This window comes from Pseudomonas sp. SG20056, assembly GCF_031764535.1.
In the GTDB taxonomy this organism is placed as follows: domain Bacteria; phylum Pseudomonadota; class Gammaproteobacteria; order Pseudomonadales; family Pseudomonadaceae; genus Aquipseudomonas.
In genome coordinates, this window is record NZ_CP134499.1 from 3,668,690 (window position 1) to 3,685,101 (window position 16,412).

Sequence of the window (16,412 nt, forward strand, 5' to 3'; positions counted from 1 at the left end):
CCTCAGATAAGCAGGGTCCAAACAGCAAACAGCGCATACCAGAACACCGCGGCGCGGACCAACAACTGCCACAGTCCGTCCAGGCTGCTGACACCGACCTCGCCAATCACCGGTTCCGGCGTCTCTCCAGCAGCCCGCGCAGTAATGATCGCCAACTGCGCCGCGCTGATATCCCAGCTGAGCAGCTCATGCAACAAGGTACGACTGACGCCGGCGAAGTTACCGACCAGGGCAAAGCTGGCTGCCAGCACACGCACCGGCAGCCAGTCGAAGCCATGACGCACCTGTACGGCAGCTTCACGCAAGGCTGGCAGCGTGGCATGTTCGCCGGTCAGGGCGACCAGCCGATAGGCCAGCGCCGCCAAAGGCCCCAGCAGCGCATACCAGAAGATCACCGCAAAGAAACTCTGGTAGGCCTGCCACACCAGATGCCCCTGGACGCGCTGCAGCAACTCGCCCTCTTCGTCCGCCTCCAGCGCCAGATCACGCCGCGCCACCAGATACGCGGCCTCGGCGTCCTCACGGCGCCAGCTATCGCGAAACGGCCCCAATGCCGCCAGTAAATCACCGCGGCCCAGGCTGTAAATCACCACCAACAGATGCACCGGCAACGCCAGCCAACCATAGGCCACAGGCTCCAACACCAGCAAAACCAGCCCTAGAGCGAACAACGGCAGCAGCACCAGCAAGGCCAACGCCAGCCACGGCCGCTCAGCCCACTGCGGCTTGCTCTCAGTCGCAGCCAGCAAGCGCAGCCATGGGCCATCGTGTTGAATGGGTTTACGCCAGGAAGAGAACTTCTCGACCCACAGCACCAGCAATAGCACCAGAAAATTCATGTCAGCTCCTTGTCTTGCTGCAATGCCATGCGCACACGCTGCCAATCGAATGCCGGGCCAGGGTCGGTCTTGCGACCCGGCGCAATATCGCTATGGCCACAGATGCGCTCCAGAGTGATGGCCGGATAAGCCATCTGCAGCTGCCGGATCAGCTCAATCAGCGCCGCATACTGCGCAGCCGTGAACGGCAGATCATCCGTACCTTCAAGCTCAATGCCTAAGGAAAAATCATTACAGTTTTCCCGTTCGGCAAACCGCGAAACCCCGGCATGCCAGGCGCGCTCGTTACAGGAGACGAACTGCGTGACGGCACCATCACGCTCAATAAAGAAATGCGCAGACACCTGCAGGCTAGCGATGCTGGCGAAATAAGGGTGCTCGTCGGCATCCAGACGATTCTGAAAAAACGCCTGCACCTTACCCGTGCCGAACTGCCTGGGCGGCAGGCTGATGTTATGGATAACCAACAGAGAAACTTCGCCCAGCGGCCGCTGATTGAAGTTCGGTGATGGGCAGCGCTGGATACCATCGCACCAGCCACTGGAAGGGTCCAGCTGCATAAAGACTCCTTGAACGAGCCATCACTCTAGTGCAGCGCTTGCCCAAGACCAAGGGCGAATGCCCAAACGAATACGCAGATGCAAAAACGCCGCCTGGGCTGTACCCCGGCGGCGTTGTGGTAACGCATCAATCACAGACGATCAGGCACCCTTGAGCTTGCGCAGGTTGCCGATCACCGACTCCAGCGCTCGATCAAACAGCAGCGCATCATCGAGCAGGCGAATCGCACTGCGGCGGAACTCCACGGCCAGGCCCATACGGGTTTTCTCCAGCACCTTCATACCGGTACGGTTGACGAAGATGTACTTGCCTGTCGGCTTTATCACCGCGGCCAGCTTGCACCGCAGCTTGTGTTCTTCATCTTCCTGAAACTCGACCCAGCTGCCGACCCGCAGGTTATCGACCTGTAGCAGTGACTCATCGTCGTCCGGCAGGCTGGCCTCTGGCTCGGCGGCACGAAGCTCGCCGGGTGCCAGCAGAATAATCTCTTCGACCACCTCGACCATTGCTGGCTCTTCAACCGCTTCCGCAGCGGGTAGCTCCAGCAATGGCAGCTCGATACCAGCCTCAGCCAGAGCCGCGCGCTGCTCTTCATCGATCTCAGCAAGCGGTGGCACATCACCCTGTGGGTTTTCTTCCGGCAAGCTGCGCTTGAAGCGTTGGAAAGCCTGCACATGCAAGGCCTCCAACTGACTGAAGAACTCACCGGTGGAGAACGGATCAAACGCCGCACTGGCCATACCTTCACGCAGCGCTTTAAGCAGCCCTGGCACCATCTCCAGCAGACGCATACGTGCTTCCGGCTCTTCGTGCAGCTCAACACTCCAGACCAAATCATCCATGGTCGCCAGCGCTGCCTGCCATTCCGCCGACTCGACGCCGTGTTTCAGGCAGGTCAGCATCAGTACCTTGCTCCAGGCCTCCTGCAGCAGACGCACCACCACTTCCGGCAGCGTCTTGCCGAGCAAGCGCTCATTCAGCGCCTGCTCGACTTCACGGCGGGCCAATGCAGCCTTGGCACTACCCTCTTCGGCATCGCGGGTACGCTGCTCAAGCAGCTCGCTGCGGCGACGTTCGTCGCCGGTGAAGGCCAGGAACTCGGCCAGCAGCTCGGAGAAGATAACTGGGTCATCAACAAAATCATTGAGCAGACGTTGCACCACCTGCTCGATCTTCTGATACAGGCTGTCACGCTGCGTATCGTCCTGCTCGCCCCAACCCAAGGCGGCAGAAGCAATTTCATTGAGCAGACGGCGGGCCGGATGGCTGCCACGACTGAAGAAAGTCTTGTCGATCACCGCCACTTTCAGCATCGGGATCTGTAGACGGCCAATCAGCGCCTTGAGCGAGTCCGGCAAGGTGCGGTCGTCGAGGATAAATTCGAACAACATCGACACCAGGTTGATAACGTCCTCATCAACCTCACCTACCACCCGCGCTTTACCGGCTTTAGCACTGGCGCGGGTCAACAAGCCTTCCAACTGCTCACGCAGATCAAAATCATCACTGACTTGCGCAGGCGCACGCTGCTGCATATGCGAAAGCAGGCGCATCAGGTCATTACTGGAGATCGGCATCGCATCAGTAGGGCGATTACGCCGCGGAATTACAGTGCCACGGGCTTGGGAAAGCAGCTCCTGCAGCGCGCCGAAGACTTCTTGCACGCCCTCATCAGCAAATTCATCCGAGAGTTCCGGCGAAGCATCCTGGCGAGTAGCACTGACGGAAGCGCTAGCGCGCGAGAGATTACGCCGCGCAGGTGCAGATTTGAGTTCCGGCAACACACCGGCGGCGATCAATGCCTGGTTGGCTTCGGCATACAACTGATCAAGGTCGCTGAGTACGTACTTTTCGAACAGCTTAAGAATGATTAGTTTGACCCGGATTTCGACGCCCAGGCTGCTACAAGCATCAAGGAAGAATTCGCAGAGGCTGGTCGGACCGACAGGGTTGCTCTTATCGTCCAGCTTCTTGCTAACCATGGCATTGAAGCGCGTGGTCAGGTGGCTGAGAGCTGCACCGTCGCGGCTCATCACCTTGGCGACCATCGAGTCCAGAGCAACCGACTCTTCCAGAGCATCGTTCTGCACCAGCGACAGGGTATCGAACGACACCGCATCCAAAGGCGCAGGCTTGCCAATTTCATATTGATTCAGGGTGGCGAAAGCCTCGAAGACCTTCTGCAGGAAGCCACGCTCGATATTTTTGCGTTTCAAGCGTAGATCGCGCATCGCCTCGAAGAATGCGTTCTGCTCGGTATTGCTAGTGGCACGATCCGCCATCTCGAACAGCGTATCGTCCGCATTGTCGAACAGCGCCTGCAAAGCCGTCTTCAGCTGTTGCGCCGCTTTGTCACGCACATTTGTCAGCGCCACAGGCAGTCTTCCTACCGGCGAAGTGGGCGATTGCTCAGGGACCACCTTGCTCAGGTGAACCACATTCGCATCAGTCTTCATTGCGAGTCTCCTGCAGACTGCCCATCTTGGGCGAACCGATCTGCACAGCGATCAACTGAGCGTCATCCGTAACGTCAAAGGCCTGGCGTCAACAATTCTAAAAAGTAAAGCCATTATAGGGATGCACGCGCGCATACCAAGCTGACTTTTCCTCCAGACATGACCCGCGTCACAGATGCAGCGACACAGCTTCCCAACGGTTATCTACATACGACCAACGCAGCACTCTATGCGTAGCGGCTGCACGCAGCTAACGAAGAACCTCCATCAGCATAGCCCCACCACTGCCAGAGAACAGCTGCAAAGACTGCGCAAACAGCCATCAGTCCCTATAATCGGCGCATTCTGCTGACTGGAGCCCATCATGCCTAACCTCATCCTCGCCGACCTCGCTCACGAAATCGAGGCCAATGTGCGCCGCGCACTGGCAGAGGATATTGGCAGCGGCGACATCACCGCCCAGCTGATCCCCGCCGAACGCCTGGCACACGCCAAAGTCATCACCCGCGAGTCCGCAGTTATCTGTGGCACCGCCTGGGTCGATGCAGTATTTCGCCAACTTGATCCACGGGTCGCCGTGCACTGGCATATCCAAGACGGCCAACGCGTCGAACCCAACCAAGTGCTGTTTGAACTCGAAGGCCCCGCCCGCGCCCTACTCAGTGGCGAGCGCAGCGCACTGAATTTTCTGCAGACACTCTCCGCTGTAGCCACCCGCTGCCAGCACTATGCCGACCTGGTACAAGGCACTGCCGTCAAACTGCTCGACACCCGCAAGACCCTGCCCGGCCTGCGCCTGGCGCAGAAATATGCCGTCACCCAAGGCGGTTGCCACAACCACCGAATTGGCCTCTACGATGCATTCCTTATAAAGGAAAACCATATCGCTGCATGCGGCGGCATCGACCAGGCCGTAACAGCAGCGCATAAAATCGCCCCCGGTAAGCCAGTGGAAGTGGAAGTGGAAAACCTGGATGAGTTGCGCGAAGCATTGGATGCCGGAGCAGACATCATCATGCTTGATGAGCTGAGCCTGGATGAGATGCGCGAGGCCGTAACCGTCAGTCAGGGCCGAGCCAAACTGGAAGCTTCGGGCGGAGTAAACGAAAGCACCTTGCATGCGATTGCAGATACAGGTGTGGACTACATCTCGATTGGTGCGCTGACCAAAGATGTAAAGGCGGTGGATTTATCGATGCGGCTGAGCCTGTAAATATGACCACCCGCACTCAACCGAAGCCGAACGGCTATTAGGTACAGGGATAAAGCGACTCCCGCAGCCAGGATTGAGTTAATACTCAGGCCGCATACAAACGGCCACACAACAGTGAATGAAAGAAACAAGCAAATTAAAACTCAGAATTCGTTAAACCCAACCGCACCGCAGCTAACTGCGGATACTCAGCTTCCTTCCGCTGAAACTCCTGCAGCGCCTGAAGATAAACTCTTTCTCCGAACTGAGCACGAATCACCCTTAACTGCTCATAAGCATCACTAGGGCGATCATTAATACCAAGTGCAAAGGCATAACGAAACAGACTGAGCGCCCCTGGATACCTGTAAGAAACTTTGCGCATAGCGTCGAGCTGAGAGCCCGACATACCGGCGACAGGCCACTCACGAACAAGACGAATATATTCACGAGGCTGACTCAACAGAACAACATTCGGGACATTTCCTGCGACCGCCCCGACAATTCCCGCCTCCTCTAAACGACTAACGCGATAGTACTCATCAATTACTCGATACTCTTTCCAGTACCACCCGAGCAAACTAACTGAAAATACCAGCACGCCACCGCACAACCAAACAGGCGCATTTAGCTCGTATACCGCGCGCCTCTCAGCAGCAGCGAGCCCAAGAAGAAGCCCTAAAGGCAACAAGAAAAAAGCATATGCCAACGGATACTCGAGCATGGCATGCACAAGAACACAGCCGGAGGCAACCAATGCAAACAAACTTTCAGGGGATGCTGCGCTCCGCCCAATTCTCCACAACCAAACGGCAACACAAAAAATAATTACCCCACCCAAAATCGGGCCATTCCACAACAAAAGATCCAACAATATATTATGACTATAAAATGTCATTAACCGAGGCACCGGATACTCCAGCGCAACACTTACCTGGGCAACACCAACCTGCCCCCAACCATAACCCCAAATAGGCCCCTGCAAAACAGCCTGCCAAAGCTGCCACCATATATCCAAGCGCGCAGATGACCCTGTTCGCGCCAACGGATCACTTTCTGCTAGCAGCAGAGCATCAGCAATACTCGGCAACACCAGCAAACACAGGACATAAAAGCCCAGCCAACCCAATAAAGCGACGATTGAGAGGCGCAGCGCGCCCCCATAAGCCTTCCAACACCAAAAAGCCAATACGGCAATTGAAGCAACCCAAGGGGTTCGTGACATTGTCAGCGTCACACCAAATAAAAGACAAACTGCCAGCAGCCCCGCCGTAAAGCGTCCGACGATATAGCGCTCGTACAGATATAAAACACCCGCCAACCCCATACACAACAAAGTAGCGAGGCTATTCGGCTGCGCAAGATTGGCATATGGCCGCCCCCCACGAGGCAAATCGATCACCCAGAAAGAGCCAGAGGGAAATAGCAACCACTGGCGCAGAGCAATCCACAGGGATAAGACCGCCCCCACTATCAGCGTTGCGGCCAATAGCCGCGCAAAAAATAAACGACTCTCCGACTGTAAACCCAGGCTATAGCCAACCATTAACATCAGCGCAAAACCCGATATAAATATCGAGATAATCCAGGCATCGCTCGAAAAAAATACTACCCCAACCCACCACTGCAGCAACGGGACACTGGCCAACATAAAAAAACCTACAACAGCAGGCGTAACCTTTATTTGGCGCGATAGAACGACAACTGACAGCAGCATCAGACCCGCAAAAAAACTTGCAAACTCTTGGTAAGCCGATGTCCACGGTGGATTGTGATTCGGCATCAGCCAGGCAAAAACAAACACGCCACATGCCAGCAGCATCAACCCTTGATATTTAACCTTTGAACGCACGCACCCTCCAAAACATCAACCTAGACACAAGAGCAAAGCACTTAAGCACACAAACACAGGCAAAAAGACATACAGGAGTATAATTTCCTGCGACTTAACTTTTTCACCTTAATAAAAAACGCCCCGGCTGAGCGAGGCGTTTTCATCTTTCTGCGATTTCAGGCAATCAAGCATTTACGATAACAGACCGTACCTACTGATACAGAAACGCCAATCTCTATAAGCTTACTTGCAGCTGCCCGGCATCCAGGCTTCCGGCGTACCAGTGCAAGCCCAAGTATCGAAGACGTCACCACCAGTGCTAGAACTCGGCTCAAGGGTAACAGTAACTGTTGCGCCGGAAATTGTGCCCGAAGCTACGACCTCACCGGTAGCATCGTCTACGTCTACTGTAATGTCATATGCACCCACAGCAGAAAGAGCATCACAGCCTTCATAGTCTGCAGAAGCAGCGTTTGCTGCGCTCTGGTTGATTTCGGTTACGCAGGTGCGCGCACCGCTGGCAGCCAGCACAACTTCGGAAGCACGAGCACGGTTGGTGTAGTCCTGGTAGGCCGGCAGCGCGATAGCAGCCAGAATACCGATGATCGCAACCACGATCATCAATTCAATCAGGGTAAAGCCTTTTTGCATTTGAGCTTTCATACAAATCTCTCCTAGGTGTGTTTAGGTCAACGACCTGATGGGATTACTGCACAGCCCGTGCCAACAACAGAACGGAGCACGTATCGCGCTGCGTGGCCGACGCCACCCAACACCCTGCCGCCTTACAGACACAAAGTGACCTTTTTTGTCATCCACAACCGCCGCGTTTGGCAGCCAAGATCAACTAGGCTATAAGGCGAAGATTGTTTAGGAGCATGTAATGAACGAAAGCGTTTCCCTTACGGGCCTGGCACGGCAAATGGTGCTGGCCGAGCTGCTGGACGAAAAAGCAGCCCAGCAGGCACAAAGCCAAGCCCAGCGAAATAAATTGTCGCTTGTCACATACTTGGTGCAGAACAAGCTGGTCAAGAGCCGCGTTCTGGCCGAGCTTGCATCTGAACAATTCGGTGTGTCTTTTGTTGATTTGAATGCAATAGACAAGGAAAGCCAACCCAAAGACTTGGTGACCGAAAAACTGGTACGCCAGCACCGAGTGCTGCCGCTATGGCGGCGCGGTAATAAGCTTTTTATTGCCGTGTCCGACCCCACCAACCATCAAGCGGTCACTGATATACAGTTCAGCACTGGGATGAATACAGAAGCTATCCTGGTAGAAGACGACAAGCTTGGTGAAGCAATCGAGAAATTCTTCGACTCAGCCGCAAGCGGCATGGAGGATCTCGGCGATATTGATCTTGATGGCCTTGACGTCGAAGCCGTCAACGATGACACGCAAGATAAAGGGGAAGGTAATGCGGCCGATGACGCACCGGTGGTGCGCTTTGTTAACAAGATGCTGCTGGATGCCATTAAAGGCGGCTCTTCGGATCTGCATTTTGAGCCTTACGAGAAAGCCTACCGTGTGCGCTTCCGCACCGACGGCATTCTGCACGAGATAGCTCGTCCGCCCATCCAGTTATCACCACGCATTTCTGCTCGACTTAAGGTTATGGCAGGCCTGGATATTTCCGAACGACGCAAACCGCAGGATGGGCGCATCAAGATGCGCATCTCAAAAAGCAAGTCTATCGACTTCCGCGTCAGTACTTGCCCTACGCTATGGGGTGAGAAGATCGTAATGCGAATTCTTGACTCTTCAAGCGCCCAGATGGGAATCGACGCCCTTGGCTATGAAGAATCGCAAAAAGATTTATATATGTCCGCCCTGAAGCAGCCTCAGGGCATGATTTTGGTAACGGGCCCTACCGGCTCGGGCAAGACTGTATCTCTCTACACTGGCTTGAACATTCTCAATACCGTCGACGTAAATATCTCAACCGCCGAAGACCCGGTGGAAATCAACCTGGAAGGCATCAACCAGGTCAACGTCAACCCCAAACAAGGCATGGACTTTACCGCAGCACTTAAATCGTTCCTGCGCCAGGATCCTGACATCATCATGGTTGGTGAGATACGCGACCTAGATACCGCATCTATCGCCATCAAAGCAGCACAAACCGGTCACATGGTTATGTCAACCCTACACACCAATAGCGCAGCAGAAACACTGACTCGCCTGCGCAATATGGGCGTTCCCTCATTTAACATTGCCACCTCGGTTAACCTGATCATCGCCCAGCGCCTAGCTCGTAAGCTCTGCAATAGCTGTAAGAAGGAAATACAGGTCCCTCGGGAAACCTTGCTTGAGGAGGGGTTCCCGGAAAATAAAATCGGCACATTTAAGATTTATGAGCCCGTAGGATGCGAAAGCTGCAATGGTGGCTACAAAGGTCGTGTCGGAATTTATGAAGTGGTTAAAAACACGCCTGCTCTACAACGGATTATCATGGAGGAAGGCAACTCTATTGATATTTCCATACAGATGCGCAAAGACGGCTTTAACGACCTGCGTACCTCAGCACTGCTGAAGGCTATGCAAGGCGTGACCAGCCTCGCAGAAGTGAACCGCGTGACTAAGGACTAACCGATGGCCGTAAAAGCGATAAAAACCAGCACCTTCGCATGGGAAGGGACTGATAAAAAAGGCGCCAAGGTAAAAGGCGAAACCAGCGGCCAAAACCCAGCGCTGATCAAGGCACAACTGCGCAAGCAGGGTATTAACCCGACCAAAGTGCGCAAAAAATCTGCATCCCTATTCAGCGCGGGCAAAAAAATCTCGCCAATGGACATTGCGCTGTTTGCACGACAGATGGCAACAATGATGAAAGCCGGCGTTCCACTACTTCAGTCTTTTGAAATCATCGGTGAGGGACTAGACAATCCCAACATGCGCAAGCTAGTTGATGACATTAAGCAGCACGTGGCTGCCGGTAACAGTTTTGCCTCCTCGCTGCGCACTCGCCCAGAATATTTCGACGATTTATTCTGCAACTTAGTGGACGCAGGCGAACAGGCTGGCGCCCTTGAGGACTTACTTGACAGAGTTGCAACTTATAAAGAAAAAACCGAGGCATTAAAAGCAAAAATTAAAAAGGCAATGAACTACCCCATCGCTGTGGTAGTGGTCGCGGTTATTGTTTCGGCTATTCTTCTAATCAAAGTAGTGCCTCAGTTCGAGACAGTATTCGCTAATTTCGGTGCTGAGCTACCTGCCTTCACCCAGTTCGTAATCGGTATTTCTCAAGCACTGCAAAAATGGTGGTTTGTTGTATTGATCGTACTTTTTGCTGTTTTTTTTGCTTTTGGTGAGGCCAAGAAACGCTCTGAGAAATTTCGCAACTGGATTGACCGAACAGCTCTAAAAGCGCCGATTGTCGGCGACATCATTTACAAGTCATCTGTTGCTCGTTACGCCCGAACCCTAGCAACAACCTTCGCGGCAGGCGTTCCTTTAGTTGAAGCACTAGACTCGGTCGCAGGAGCCACAGGCAATATTGTGTTCAAAACTGCAGTAAACAAGATCAAACAAGACGTTAGCTCAGGCATGCAACTGAACTTTTCTATGCGTACAACTGGCGTTTTCCCCTCAATGGCGATTCAAATGACCGCTATCGGCGAGGAATCCGGAGCCCTGGATATGATGCTAGATAAAGTTGCCAGCTATTATGAAGCAGAAGTAGATAACGCCGTCGACGGACTGACCAGCCTGATGGAACCTTTGATCATGTCGGTATTGGGCGTCCTAGTTGGCGGTCTAATCATCGCCATGTACCTGCCGATCTTCCAACTGGGCGCCGTTGTTTAACCTATGTCAGTAATCGACTTCTTGGCCAGCCACATGCTGGCCTTTGTTTTATGCGTACTAATAATTGGCCTGCTGGTCGGCAGCTTCCTTAACGTGGTGGTTTATAGACTGCCAAAAATGATGCAACGCGACTGGCGCGAGCAGGCCCGTGAAATATTGGAGCTGCCCACCGAGCCCCAGACAGCAACATTCAATCTGGTATTGCCCAACTCAAGCTGCCCACACTGCGCCCATGAAATAAAGCCGTGGGAAAATATTCCGGTTATCAGCTACCTGTTTCTGCGGGGCAAATGTTCAAGCTGTAAAACGCCGATTAGCATGCGTTATCCACTGGTTGAACTAGCTTGTGGCTTGTTGTCAGCTTTTACCGCTTGGCACTTCGGCTTTACTTGGCAGGCGGGAGCGATGTTGCTGCTGACCTGGGGCCTGCTGGCTATGAGCCTGATCGATGTTGATCATCAACTGCTGCCGGACTCACTGGTATTGCCACTGCTGTGGCTTGGCTTGATTGCCAATAGTTTTGGCTTGTTTACCAGCCTGGAGGACGCCCTCTGGGGCGCGATTGCTGGCTATCTGAGCCTGTGGTCGGTGTACTGGCTGTTCAAGCTGGTAACCGGCAAGGAAGGCATGGGCTATGGCGACTTCAAGCTACTGGCGATGCTCGGTGCCTGGGGGGGCTGGCAGATCTTGCCGTTGACGATATTGCTGTCGTCATTGGTTGGCGCGGTACTTGGATTGATCATGCTGCGTTTGCGTAACGCGGAAACCAGCACGCCTATCCCCTTTGGTCCTTACCTGGCGATTGCCGGCTGGATTGCCTTGCTTTGGGGTGAGCAAATCACGTCCAGCTATCTTCAGATCGCCGGTTTCTAATAAAGCGCCGTAGCCCGGACTGCATCCGGACTGCGGCATCCCGTCAGCGACACATCGAAAGACCTCGCACTTCGCGGGCATACCCTATCGTTCGCCACCTACTAAGCTGCTGCACTACAATCGCGCCTTTGAATAACTGGCACGAGTGCGAATCTTGACCACAAAACCCTGGATTCTTGGCCTAACCGGCGGCATTGGCAGTGGTAAGAGTGCTGTGGCCCAGCATTTTATCGATCTTGGCGTGCATCTGGTCGACGCGGACCATGCGGCACGCTGGGTGGTTGAGCCCGGCAAGCCGGCACTGGCCAAGATAGTCGAGCACTTCGGTAACGATGTGCTGCAGGCCGACGGCCAGCTTGATCGCACAGCACTGCGCAACCGGATTTTTGCCGATGCCAATGAGCGGCGCTGGCTCGAAGCGCTACTGCATCCGCTTATCGGCCAGGAAATCATCCAGTACCTAGCACGCGCAGAATCACCCTATGCCATTCTGGTTTCGCCACTGCTGGTTGAGTCAGGCCAGCACAGGCTGACCCAGCGCATACTGGTGGTGGACGCCCCCGAGCAGCTGCAAGTGCAGCGCACCATGGCTCGCGACCAGAGCTCCAGCGAACAGGTGCAGGCTATTCTCAATGCCCAGGCCAGCCGTGAAGAACGCCTACGCCATGCCCATGACGTGCTGCTTAATGATCAAGACTTGCCCTGGCTGCGAGCCGAAGTGGAACGACTCCACACCTTTTATCTGAACCTACGCGGAGGCCAAGCATGAGTACGCCAACCCTAGTCGCCTGCCCTACCTGCAACGCGCCCGTCGAGTGGGGCCCGCAAAGCCCGAGCCGGCCATTCTGCTCCGAACGCTGCAAGCTGATTGACCTCGGCGCCTGGGCCTCGGAAGAGCATGCGATTGCCGGCAACCCACTGGAAGATGATCTGTTCTCTGGCGAGCTACCGCCGCGCGAGCACTGAGACTCAAGGCCGCATAAAGCTGTAATCGCGATCATCATCCAGATTTTCCGCGAGAAACTGCAGCTCTGCGGCCAAATCCACCGCGCTGCGCCCAACCCGACTGCGCTCGACCACTGCACTGAGCAATGCCCGCAGCGCCATAGCCTGATCAAAGCCCTGCGCCTCGACACCCTGCAAACTCTGCTCGATTGCCTGCCTTGCCCATTGATGCACACCCATGTCACGCCCTCCCTATTGGTAGATGAAAGATCGCGCATAGCCGTTTGCGCAGCTTGATCTGAATCAAACCAAGCAACGCAATCGAAACGCTGAAGGGCGCGCCATCAGCGCGACAGATCATCATCCTTCCAGGGCGCGGCCAGATAACGCGTACGATTGAAGGTCTCCAGCCAGTCTGGATAGAACACCACCAGCGCGGTCACCAGCATGCCGTTGATAAAGGCCTCGGGGAAAATCACCAGCCAGAGGTAGCCGATAAAGTCCTCCAGCCAGGGCGGCATCGGGAACAACCCATCTATCCAGAGCAGAGTGAAAGCGGCGGTGATACACAATAATGCCGCCAGCGCAGCGGCGAAGAAGCCACTGCAGAAGATGTAGACGAACAGATTGCGCGGCTGCTTTTTCTCAACCCACAGCGCGCAAGCCTCGGTCACCCACACGGGTATCACCACCAGCATGGCCAGCGGCCAATCCAGCAATAAGGTGACCGCCGTCATGCCGATAAAGTGATAGGACAGGCCCGAGTCGAAATCCCGACGCACCAGCCACAGTGCAAACAGCGCCAGCGCCGTGCCGCCGAGCAGATGCTGACGGCGCAGATCACTGCACAGCTCGACCCAAGGCGCACGCCAGATCGCCCAGCACAGCAGCGGCAGATAAATCAGCCAACCCAGTATCTGACTGGTGGAAGACAATAAGTGCGCGGCAATCATGCGGAACAACCCCCAAGCCATCTTGGCCGACTTGCGCAGTCTACAACTGCGGCCTCCAGCAACACATGAAAAGCCTGCACCACAGTCGCAGAGGGGTACCAACAACCCAACCGCGCAGGCTAAGCTGAGTCCATGGATGACTCAGACTACCTGCGCCTGCTGACGCATCAGGCCGAACAAGCCAACGCCTTTCTCTCCAACGCGCGCAAGTGGGAGCGCGAGCGCTGGGTTTGTCAGCGCCTGCTGCAAGCCTTGAACGTAAGTCACCGTCTGGATGAATTCAGCGCCGCCGGCCATGAGCCGCCTGACGTGTTGTTCCGTGAGGCCAGCTTTGAAGTGTTCTTCGTCCTCGACGAAGGCCGACGTCTGAATGATGAATGGCGCGCCGAACTGGAGCGGCGGCGCAGCGCGTTTTCCCTCAGCCAACTGGTGCGCCGTGAAGCCAAACCACGGCGTATCGCCGCTGCCGAGTTGCAACAGCGGCTCACGCCAACCCTACGCAAGAAAGCCCACAACTATAAAGAGCGCGGTCTCGACCTGGGCGAGCTGGACCTGCTCGCTTACGTCAACCTGAAGCGCGCCGTGCCGGACTTCAATAGCCACTTCCCGCCGCCTACCGAGTTTCTCCGCCAGGGTTGGCGCTCGCTGTCACTGGTCGGCCCGACCTTTGCCCGCGTGCTGTTCGCCCACCCAGACGCTCCGGATTTTCTGCGCAACAACCTCGGCCGCTCCGTACTCTTCGATGTGGGTATCAGCCTGTGAGCCCACTGCACGAACTGCTCGCGGCCGTGCCGCAACAGGGCTGCGTGCGCTGGATTGGTGTGCGCCCTACCTCGCGAGCAGCAATGATCGAGCTGGAGGCCGTCGAAGCGCGCCGCGAAGCAGGGCTCACCGGCGACCATAGCCGTCCCGGCCCTCGCAATGCCCGGCAAGTCACCCTGATTCAGTGGGAACACTTAGCGGTGATCAGCGCATTGATGGGCCGCCCAGCAGAACAGCCAATCACCGCACCTGAACTGCGGCGCAATATCGCCATCAGCGGCATCAACCTATTCAGCCTCAAGGGTCGGCGCTTTCGCCTAGGCCAGGCGATTCTGGAAACCACGGGTTGGTGCCAACCCTGCGCAAAGCTGGAAGAGCGCTTGGGCCTCGGTACATTTCAAGCCATGCGCGGCCACGGCGGAATTACCGCACGCGTGCTACAAGGGGGGATTATTCGCCTGAATGACGCCCTGCGCGTTGAGCCTTTATAAGCCACGCGGCTAGAATGCCCAGCACTTCAGCCTGCAATCGATCCCATCAATTGCCAACCGGCCCCTTAATTCGAGGCACGTATGTCCAGTCGCCTGAACCCTGATGATCAAAAACGCGTCGAGCAATACCTCAGCGCTCCGCAGCATCAGGTCGAGCGCCAGCCGTTCAAGGTCTGGCGACTGCTGCTGGTCATCGTGATCATCGTGATTGGCCTGGGTGTGCTGAGCCGTCTTCTGAGTCGACTGGTGCTATGAGCTGCTTAGCGCTCGCCCACACCGACTCGCCACTTTTTCTTAAAAGCCTTGTGAGCGTGTCTGATGACTCATCAAATCGTAATTGTCGGCGGTGGCGCCGGCGGACTGGAGCTTGCTACCCGCCTGGGTAGAACCCTGGGTAAGCGCGGCCAGGCCAGGATCACCCTGGTCGACGCCAACCTGACGCATATCTGGAAACCGCTGCTGCACGAAGTGGCTGCGGGCTCGCTGAACTCTTCCGGCGATGAACTCAACTACGTAGCGCAAGCCAAGTGGAATCACTTCGAGTTCCAGCTGGGGCGGATGTGCGACCTTAATCGTGCAGAAAAGCGCATCAGCCTCGCCGCCACCTTGGATGACCAGGGCCAGGTGCTGATGCCTGCACGCGAACTGAGCTACGACAGCCTGGTAATCGCGGTGGGCAGCACCACCAATGATTTCGGCACCGCTGGCGCAGCCGAACACTGCCTATTCCTCGATACGCGCGAGCAGGCCGAACGCTTCCATCATCAATTGCTCAGCCATTACCTGCGCGCCCATGCCAGCCAAAGTACAACAACAGAGCTAATCAACATCGCCATCGTCGGTGCAGGCGCCACGGGCGTTGAGCTAGCGGCCGAGCTGCACCACGCAGCGCGTGAACTGGCAGCCTATGGCCTGGATCGAATCAGCCCGGAAAACATGCGCATCACCCTGATCGAAGCCGGCCCGCGGGTACTGCCGGCTCTGCCGGAGCGCATTAGCCAGCCGGTGCACAACACTCTGGAGAAGCTTGGCGTAACCGTACTTACCGGCGCAGCCGTCAGCCAGGTGACTCACGAGGCGCTGCACACCGCACAAGGCCAGGCTATTCCAGCCACCTTGAAAGTCTGGGCCGCTGGGATTCGCGCACCTGACTTCCTTAAAGAGCTGGATGGCCTGGAAAGCAATCGCATCAACCAACTGCAGGTGCGCCTGACGCTACAAACCACCCTGGACGACAACATCTTTGCCTTCGGTGACTGCGCCGCCTGCCCACAACCCGGCAGCGAAGGCCGCAACGTGCCGCCACGCGCACAAGCGGCACACCAGCAAGCCTCGCTACTGGCCAAATCGCTGAAGCTGCGTATTGAAGGCAAAGCTCTGCCGGAGTATCGCTACCGCGATTATGGCTCACTGATCTCACTGTCGACCTTCTCAGCGGTCGGTAACCTGATGGGCAACCTGACCGGCAGCGTGATGCTCGAAGGCTGGCTGGCCCGGATGTTCTACGTGTCGCTTTACCGCATGCACCAGATCGCCCTGTATGGCGTAACCCGCACGCTGCTGATGATGCTCGGCGACCGCATCGGCCGCAGCACCGAACCACGTCTCAAGTTGCACTGAGTTGTCTGCGGGCAAGGCCTGGCCTTGCCCGCAGCAACCCCAATCAGTGACGAAGAAAAAACGCAGACAATAAAAAAT

The 16,412-nt window shown here is 55.9% G+C and carries 17 protein-coding genes; 10 read left to right on the forward strand and 7 right to left on the reverse strand.

Annotated features, from left to right (window positions below; translation table 11 throughout):
- Nucleotides 1-2: 2 nt before the first annotated feature.
- From ampE to RHP75_RS17470, 3 genes are all read right to left on the reverse strand, one after another.
- Nucleotides 3-839: a regulatory signaling modulator protein AmpE gene (gene ampE / locus RHP75_RS17460; RefSeq protein ID WP_311089304.1), complete on the reverse strand. Its 837-nt coding sequence runs from the start codon at nt 837-839 to the stop codon at nt 3-5.
- Nucleotides 836-1,399: a 1,6-anhydro-N-acetylmuramyl-L-alanine amidase AmpD gene (ampD, locus tag RHP75_RS17465; protein WP_311089305.1), complete on the reverse strand. Its 564-nt coding sequence runs from the start codon at nt 1,397-1,399 to the stop codon at nt 836-838. The genes ampE and ampD overlap by 4 nt, the downstream gene beginning before the upstream one ends.
- Nucleotides 1,400-1,540: 141 nt before the next feature.
- A complete protein-coding gene (locus RHP75_RS17470) occupies nt 1,541-3,856 on the reverse strand; it encodes a DUF1631 domain-containing protein (protein ID WP_311089306.1) in 2,316 nt (771 codons plus the stop codon).
- Nucleotides 3,857-4,220: 364 nt separating this feature from the next.
- Here RHP75_RS17470 and nadC point away from each other — a divergent pair, with 364 nt between their 5' ends.
- A complete protein-coding gene (nadC, locus tag RHP75_RS17475) occupies nt 4,221-5,069 on the forward strand; it encodes a carboxylating nicotinate-nucleotide diphosphorylase (protein ID WP_311089307.1) in 849 nt (282 codons plus the stop codon).
- Nucleotides 5,070-5,205: 136 nt separating this feature from the next.
- On the opposite strand, the gene RHP75_RS17480 is transcribed toward nadC, so the two are convergent.
- Both RHP75_RS17480 and RHP75_RS17485 read right to left on the reverse strand, forming a co-directional pair.
- The gene (locus RHP75_RS17480; RefSeq protein WP_311089308.1) at nt 5,206-6,900 is read right to left on the reverse strand and encodes a Wzy polymerase domain-containing protein; all 1,695 of its coding nucleotides are present in this window, start codon (nt 6,898-6,900) and stop codon (nt 5,206-5,208) included.
- 225 nt (nt 6,901-7,125) lie between these two features.
- Complete coding sequence (locus tag RHP75_RS17485) at nt 7,126-7,545, reverse strand: prepilin-type N-terminal cleavage/methylation domain-containing protein (RefSeq protein ID WP_311089309.1); 420 nt, start codon at nt 7,543-7,545, stop codon at nt 7,126-7,128.
- Nucleotides 7,546-7,765: 220 nt separating this feature from the next.
- On the opposite strand from RHP75_RS17485, the gene pilB reads away from it, so the two are divergent.
- The 5 genes from pilB (at nt 7,766) to yacG (ending at nt 12,529) form a co-directional block, all read left to right on the forward strand.
- On the forward strand, nt 7,766-9,469 hold the full coding sequence (gene pilB / locus RHP75_RS17490) for a type IV-A pilus assembly ATPase PilB (RefSeq protein ID WP_311089310.1): 1,704 nt from the start codon (nt 7,766-7,768) through the stop codon (nt 9,467-9,469).
- A 3-nt stretch (nt 9,470-9,472) separates the two neighbouring features.
- Nucleotides 9,473-10,690, forward strand: a complete 1,218-nt coding sequence (locus tag RHP75_RS17495; protein WP_311089311.1) for a type II secretion system F family protein — start codon at nt 9,473-9,475, stop codon at nt 10,688-10,690.
- Nucleotides 10,691-10,693: 3 nt separating this feature from the next.
- Entirely contained in the window at nt 10,694-11,563 is an 870-nt protein-coding gene (locus RHP75_RS17500; protein ID WP_311089312.1) for an A24 family peptidase, read from the forward strand.
- A gap of 154 nt (nt 11,564-11,717) precedes the next feature.
- Nucleotides 11,718-12,332 (forward strand): dephospho-CoA kinase, encoded by a 615-nt coding sequence (gene coaE, locus RHP75_RS17505; protein ID WP_311089313.1) that lies wholly within the window; start codon nt 11,718-11,720, stop codon nt 12,330-12,332.
- The gene (gene yacG / locus RHP75_RS17510) at nt 12,329-12,529 is read left to right on the forward strand and encodes a DNA gyrase inhibitor YacG (protein WP_305589768.1); all 201 of its coding nucleotides are present in this window, start codon (nt 12,329-12,331) and stop codon (nt 12,527-12,529) included. Before coaE ends, yacG begins: the two co-directional genes overlap by 4 nt.
- Nucleotides 12,530-12,532: 3 nt before the next feature.
- On the opposite strand, the gene RHP75_RS17515 is transcribed toward yacG, so the two are convergent.
- Nucleotides 12,533-12,748: a hypothetical protein gene (locus RHP75_RS17515; RefSeq protein ID WP_311089314.1), complete on the reverse strand. Its 216-nt coding sequence runs from the start codon at nt 12,746-12,748 to the stop codon at nt 12,533-12,535.
- 104 nt (nt 12,749-12,852) lie between these two features.
- Nucleotides 12,853-13,461 carry an energy-coupling factor ABC transporter permease gene (locus RHP75_RS17520; protein WP_311089315.1) on the reverse strand — a complete coding sequence of 203 codons (609 nt, stop codon included), beginning with the start codon at nt 13,459-13,461 and terminating at the stop codon, nt 12,853-12,855.
- Between the two features lie 132 nt (nt 13,462-13,593).
- Here RHP75_RS17520 and RHP75_RS17525 point away from each other — a divergent pair, with 132 nt between their 5' ends.
- The 4 genes from RHP75_RS17525 to RHP75_RS17540 all read left to right on the forward strand — a co-directional run bounded on the left by RHP75_RS17525 (nt 13,594) and on the right by RHP75_RS17540 (nt 16,334).
- A complete protein-coding gene (locus RHP75_RS17525) occupies nt 13,594-14,223 on the forward strand; it encodes a DUF1780 domain-containing protein (RefSeq protein ID WP_160013159.1) in 630 nt (209 codons plus the stop codon).
- The gene (locus RHP75_RS17530; RefSeq protein ID WP_311089316.1) at nt 14,220-14,714 is read left to right on the forward strand and encodes an MOSC domain-containing protein; all 495 of its coding nucleotides are present in this window, start codon (nt 14,220-14,222) and stop codon (nt 14,712-14,714) included. Before RHP75_RS17525 ends, RHP75_RS17530 begins: the two co-directional genes overlap by 4 nt.
- Nucleotides 14,715-14,795: 81 nt before the next feature.
- Nucleotides 14,796-14,969, forward strand: a complete 174-nt coding sequence (locus tag RHP75_RS17535) for a DUF3094 family protein (RefSeq protein ID WP_311089317.1) — start codon at nt 14,796-14,798, stop codon at nt 14,967-14,969.
- Nucleotides 14,970-15,032: 63 nt separating this feature from the next.
- Nucleotides 15,033-16,334 carry an NAD(P)/FAD-dependent oxidoreductase gene (locus RHP75_RS17540; protein ID WP_311089318.1) on the forward strand — a complete coding sequence of 434 codons (1,302 nt, stop codon included), beginning with the start codon at nt 15,033-15,035 and terminating at the stop codon, nt 16,332-16,334.
- Nucleotides 16,335-16,412 lie beyond the last annotated feature (78 nt).